This window comes from Bacteroides sp. RTP31139st1_H2_RTP31139_211217 (assembly GCF_040227615.1).
Taxonomy (GTDB): Bacteria; Bacteroidota; Bacteroidia; order Bacteroidales; family Bacteroidaceae; genus Bacteroides; species Bacteroides uniformis.
Window position 1 is genome coordinate 2,596 of the sequence record NZ_JBCNZM010000179.1, and the last position, 5,909, is coordinate 8,504.

5 protein-coding genes are annotated in these 5,909 nt (G+C 49.0%); all 5 read right to left on the reverse strand.

The genetic code is table 11. The features are described 5' to 3' along the window. Positions 1–958, reverse strand: a 958-nt coding sequence (locus ABUA47_RS20680; protein ID WP_349831974.1) for a V-type ATPase 116kDa subunit family protein, incomplete at its 3' end; no start/stop codon positions are given. Beyond that, positions 955–1,560, reverse strand: coding sequence for a V-type ATP synthase subunit D (locus ABUA47_RS20685; RefSeq protein ID WP_005827391.1), 606 nt, complete (start codon positions 1,558–1,560; stop codon positions 955–957). The genes ABUA47_RS20685 and ABUA47_RS20680, both read right to left, overlap by 4 nt. 120 nt (positions 1,561–1,680) lie before the next feature. Further along, positions 1,681–3,006, reverse strand: a complete 1,326-nt coding sequence (locus tag ABUA47_RS20690; protein WP_005827389.1) for a V-type ATP synthase subunit B — start codon at positions 3,004–3,006, stop codon at positions 1,681–1,683. Positions 3,007–3,146: 140 nt separating this feature from the next. After that, a complete protein-coding gene (locus tag ABUA47_RS20695; RefSeq protein WP_005837368.1) occupies positions 3,147–4,901 on the reverse strand; it encodes a V-type ATP synthase subunit A in 1,755 nt (584 codons plus the stop codon). A gap of 19 nt (positions 4,902–4,920) precedes the next feature. Then, positions 4,921–5,760: a DUF2764 domain-containing protein gene (locus ABUA47_RS20700; protein WP_005837370.1), complete on the reverse strand. Its 840-nt coding sequence runs from the start codon at positions 5,758–5,760 to the stop codon at positions 4,921–4,923. Positions 5,761–5,909 lie beyond the last annotated feature (149 nt).

The window sequence follows — 5,909 nt, forward strand, 5'->3', positions numbered from 1 at the left end:
AGAATGGCGCAAGTATCGGTGTCGGGTCGAACTCGGCATATTCGGGCATACCGTACATTTTGGTAAGCACTTCGTACATGCGTGTATAGGCGTTGTTTTTCAGCTTGATGGGAGCATTGTCCTCGCGCTTGGCAGCCCTTATCTCATAATAAGTGCCGCTTTCATCGAGAAGTTTCCTCACATCCGCCTCGCAGTCTTCGGGAATCCAGCCTTCCATCAACACTACGGCACCTTCTGCCATATGTTCGCTGTTCAGCTTGACTTTCAGCAGGTCTATCTCTTCCTGGAGCTGTAGGTTGTACTTCTCCAACGTGCAGTAATTCGCTTTGCAGAATTCTTTCAATCCGGCATGTGCCTGCACAAGGGCCTCTTCCGTATCGGCTTTCTTCCGGCTCAGTTCGGAGAGGCTGAGTGAAGGCAGACGGAGCGGTTCCACATCCAGTTCTACCGGTTGGGGGGTGACGGTCACGAAATAAAGATGTCCGCCGTTCTCTTTCACCACGATGGCATTGTAGTCCTCTGCCCACGCTTCGTTATAGTCTTTCTCCGGGCAGGTATAGAACTGCACGAACCAACCAGCATCTTCCAGCTTGCGGATGGCTCTCCAATCGAAATCGCCCCAGACTTCCATCTGCGCCACATCCTTGTCGATGGCGGGAATCTGCTGGTTCAAGTCTTGTATCCGCGCCTGCAAGTCCTCGTAGAATTTCACCAGAGCATCGGCCGACAACTCTTTATGCACCTTTTCTTCCGGCTGTTTGTCTGCCAGGGTGTGCATGCTCTGAAGCATATTCTTGTAGAGCGTACGCTTCTGCATGAATTGCTGCAAGGTGTCGTCCATCTCGCCGCACTGCCTTTCCACAACGTGCACCACGCCCAGTTCCCGGATTTGTGCCAGAAATGCTTCGTACTCCTTATGATACACAAGGAACGTGAGCTTCTTCATTTTCGTAATCATGCCTCTGCCTCCTTCCTTTTCTCCTGATGGGATTTCATGATTTTCTGCGATGACTTGGAAAGGTTCTCCTCGTCTTCCATAAACCGCTTGATTTTGCGCAGAGCATCCTGATAACCCGGAATCTGTACTTTCTCAAAAAGATTCACCTTCTGGGTGGTCTTTTTACGCGCATGTTCCAACAAGTTCAACTTGGCAACAGTAAATTCACGCTCGATGGCAGTATGTGCCAGTGACTTAAGCAAATGCAGCCCGTCTGCATACCATTTGGGCGCATTGAACAAGCTGTAAGGGCGTATCTCGAAATCTACATTCTCGAGCAACGGCACCCGTACACCGGCAATCTTCTTTACACCGAGATGAACATCGCTGACCTTTATCAATGAAGCGTCGAACTCATTCCAAAGGGCGAACATGGCTTCGTAAGCTTGGATTTCCTTTTCCAACCTCGCGTCCAACGCGGCAGCGTCTCCCTTGCAGCGCTTCACTTCCATACGCAGGGCACTCTCCTTGTTCTTGATGATGGGGAGTGTACGCACGCGCACCTTCAGTTGCTTTTCGAGTTGCTGAAGCGAGGTTTTGTTATATTGAAACTTAATAGCCATTTTATTTACGATTTAACGATTTACGATTAGACGACTGAAGCTACTCAATTTCTCAATTTACAGATTTACAATTTCAGTAATATCAATCGTAAACCGTAAATCGTCTAATCGTACATTTATTTAGTTTGCTTTCGGCCAGAACTGGTCCACAAGCTCTTTCTTGATATTCACCTCTTCCGGACGGAAATACTTGCCGAACAGACTCCATGCCACATCGAGCATCTCTGTGGTATCGAGGTTGACATCGATGGCCAGTAGCTGGTTGGAGTAGTCCTTGGCAAAGGCAAGGGTACGTTCGTCGTAGTTCGTCAGGTCAAAACCGTTTTCAAGCTTGGTTTTGGCGTTGGCGGCATCGGCGTACAGACGTACGGCGGCATTCATCACCTGCGGATGGTCCTTACGTGTCTTTTTGCCCGTAACAAGCTGTTTCAGACGGGACAAGGAACGGAACGGGTCAACGATAACCTTACCGATGTCGCTGTCACGACGGAGGAACAACTGGCCTTCCGTGATATAACCCGTATTGTCGGGCACGGCATGCGTAATGTCGCCACCGGACAGAGTCGTCACCGCAATAATCGTGATGGAACCGCCGCTTGGGAACTGCACCGCCTTTTCGTATATCTTCGCCAAGTCCGAATAAAGGGATCCCGGCATGGAGTCCTTCGAAGGAATCTGGTCCATACGGTTGGATACGATGGCGAGCGCATCGGCGTAGGAAGTCATATCCGTCAGCAGCACCAGCACCTTTTCATTATTGTTTACAGCAAAATACTCGGCCGCCGTCAGTGCCATATCCGGAATCAGCAGACGCTCTACCGGAGGATTCTCGGTGGTATTCATAAAGCTGACGATACGGTCGAGCGCACCGGCATTGGAGAATACGTTCTTGAAGTAGAGGTAGTCATCGTTCGTCATACCCATACCGCCAAGGATAATCTTGTCGGTCTCCGCACGCAGAGCCACATTCGCCATCACCTGGTTGAAGGGCTGGTCGGGGTCGGCAAAGAACGGAATCTTCTGTCCGGACACCAGCGTATTGTTCAAGTCGATACCTGCAATACCGGTTGCAATCAGTTCCGAGGGCTGCTTACGGCGCACCGGATTCACGGATGGACCGCCAATTTCCACCTCCTCGCCTTCAATGGCCGGACCACCGTCGATGGGGTCGCCAAAGGCGTTGAAGAAGCGTCCGGCAAGCTGCTCGCTCACTTTGATTGTAGGAGCCTTGCCCAAGAATACTACCTCTGCATTGGTGGGAATACCTTCCGTACCCTCAAACACCTGCAAAGTCACTTCGTCGCCGGCAATCTTCACCACCTGGGCCAGCTTGCCGTTTACGGTCGCCAACTCGTCATACCCCACTCCGGTTGCCTTCAGCGAACACGTAGCTTTCGTAATCTGAGTAATCTTGGTATATATTTTTTGAAATGCTTTTGTTGCCATCTATTTATTTACAATTTAGCAATTTACTATTTACTATTTAAATCTCTGCCATCCTATTCTACTATTTTCCTATCTACAACCTCCGTACACCTGCATCCGCAAGGCAAATAGTAAATTGTAAATAGTCACATAGTACATCCTTAGGCTTTACGTTCCTCAACCAGTTCCTGCAACTGCTTATGGAACTTGTCGTATTCTTCCGACTTAAACTTCGAGTAGTTCATCTGCTTACAGATGTTAATCATTTTCTTGAAGTAATCCATTACTTCGTTGAAGTTGTCGAACTCAAATTCTGTATGACAGATTTCTATTACCATATTCAGAATCTCCTCCTGACGCTCCATCGGGGTCACGGCATCAATTTCATCAAAGGCATCCTGCTGCAGAATAACGAAGTCAATCAATTCCGATTTCCAGAAAGTCACGTGATACTCTACGGGCACACCGTCGTCACCCAAGATGTTGATTTGCTCGGCAATCTCCTTACCACGCTGCAAACGGGTCTTGATTTCATTCACCTTGCCAATCCACTCACCATTGATGTGCTTGGTGATATACTCTTCAAATTCAGGGTATTCTATATATTTGGAATACGAGTCAATCGGGTTTACGGCAGGATAACGCTTCTTGTCGGCACGGTCTTGCTCAAGGGCATAGAAGCAGCGTGCCACCTTCTTCGTATTCTCGGTTACCGGCTCCTTCAAGTTACCACCGGCAGGCGATACCGTACCGATGAAAGTAATGGAACCGGACTCGCCGTTGTTCAGCTTCACATAACCCGCACGGCCGTAGAAGTTGGAGATGATGGAGGACAAGTCCATCGGGAAGGCATCGGGACCGGGCAACTCCTCCATACGGTTGGACATCTCGCGCAATGCCTGCGCCCAACGTGAAGTGGAGTCCGCCATCAGCAGTACCTTCAATCCCATGCTTCGGTAGTATTCTGCAATCGTCATAGCCGTGTAGACAGATGCCTCACGGGCAGCCACCGGCATGTTCGAAGTATTGGCAATGATAATCGTACGTTCCATCAGCTTCCGTCCCGTATGCGGGTCAACCAATTCGGGGAATTCTGTAAAGATTTCCACAACCTCGTTGGCACGCTCACCGCAGGCAGCGATGATTACGATGTCCGCTTCCGCTTGTTTTGAAATGGCATGCTGAAGCACCGTTTTTCCAGTACCGAACGGACCGGGGATAAAACCCGTACCACCTTCCACAATCGGGTTTACGGTGTCGATTACACGCACACCGGTTTCCAGCAATTTGAAAGGACGCGGTTTTTCCTTATAGTTGGTCATGGCGCGCTTCACGGGCCATTTCTGTATCATGTTCACCCGGATGTCATTACCTTCGCTATCCGTCAGCACTGCAATGGTATCCTCAATGCTGTAATCACCTTCCTTTGCAATTGATTTCACGGTGCACACACCTTTCTGTTCAAAAGGCACCATGATTTTCAGAGGTTGGAAGTTTTCGTCCACTTGTCCCAGCCAGGCAGCGGCTTCCACTTGGTCGCCCACCTTTGCCAAAGGCACAAAATGCCATTTGCTTCCTTTATCCAGCGGATAGGTATATTGCCCGCGTTTCAAGAAAACACCGTCCATCTTATCGAGGTCGTTTTGCAGACCGTCGTAGTTTTTCGAAAGCATACCGGGCCCCAGTGTTACTTCGAGCATATGTCCGGTAAACGCAGCTTCGGCCCCCACTTTCAGTCCGCGGGTACTCTCAAATACCTGCACGTAGACCTGGGTACCTACTACCTTAATCACCTCCGCCATCAACTTGTCTCCTCCGGTCGAGATATAACAAATCTCATTCTGCGCTACCGGTCCGTCGACGACGAGGGTCACCATGTTGGCTATTACGCCACTAACAGTTCCTTTTGTTGCCATATATTTTTAGTTGTTTATTTTATCTGAATTCTGCGGGTATCTGCACCTCGTCTTTCAAGGCAGCGATAATGCTGCGGAACAGTTGGTTACCCTTCTCTTTATCCAACGAAATCCACCGTTCTATCATCTCCAGCTGTAGCAGGAAGACAAACAGACGTTCCACGGTAAAGTAATCGAAGAATGTGGCCTCCTCCATCCAGTCCCAGCGAAGCTGGTCCAGTTTCTTTTCCCGGTCCACCAGTTCCTCCGTCTCACTGATTTTCACCAGCTGCTCCAGATAATCCACCTCAGTACCCAGACCGAAGTCACGGGCATTGGAAGTACGCAGAGCCTCGCACACTTCCGTATCACCCACAATCAGCGGAGCAATGTCCAGCTTGAACTTACGTGCTGTGAGCGCCACCAATATATTATTGAGAGTGAGGTTGAAGCCAAACCAGGAAGACACAAACTGATTCCTGGATTCCATAGCATAGGCGTAATAGAGCGCTGCCAGGCGGTCTTCATACAAGAAACCGTCCTCGGCAGGCAGGCTGAAGTATTCGGAAATGAACGTAGAGAGATAAGATGGGAATACACTGTCAGAGACTTCGTCGCCATCCTTCAGTTGTGAGATATATTCCACCAGTTCCTCCGACGAATAGTTTCCGCGCGGGTCGATGGCAGCATCCTTATCCTTCAATAGTTTCAAGACATTCGCATTATCGAATTTCAGATAAAACAAATCTATCAACTTTTTATCATCTTCCGACAAGGCAGGATATAGTTCCGTCTTGAAATCGGCTACTGTATAGCTCAGTTTACTGTCTTCCAGAGTAAGTTCAGGCAAACCGGCTACCAAGTAATAGTATTTACTCATAATCCTGTGGGAGTTTTTAGAACAGCATTTCCACTAATTGCGGACGCAGGAATTCCTTGAAGTAATTCATAAATTCTTCTTCGCCAAAGTTCACCTTGTACGAACCATCGGCAGGCGATACGGAGAACAAGGTTTTGATGCCATTCACT

Excerpts from the sequence above, each read along its gene's own strand:
- ABUA47_RS20685 (WP_005827391.1), bottom strand. The coding sequence starts at position 1,560 with ATGGCTATTAAGTTTCAATATAACAAAACCTCGCTTCAGCAACTCGAA.
- ABUA47_RS20700 (WP_005837370.1), bottom strand. The coding sequence starts at position 5,760 with ATGAGTAAATACTATTACTTGGTAGCCGGTTTGCCTGAACTTACTCTG.
- ABUA47_RS20695 (WP_005837368.1), bottom strand. The coding sequence starts at position 4,901 with ATGGCAACAAAAGGAACTGTTAGTGGCGTAATAGCCAACATGGTGACC.
- ABUA47_RS20690 (WP_005827389.1), bottom strand. The coding sequence starts at position 3,006 with ATGGCAACAAAAGCATTTCAAAAAATATATACCAAGATTACTCAGATT.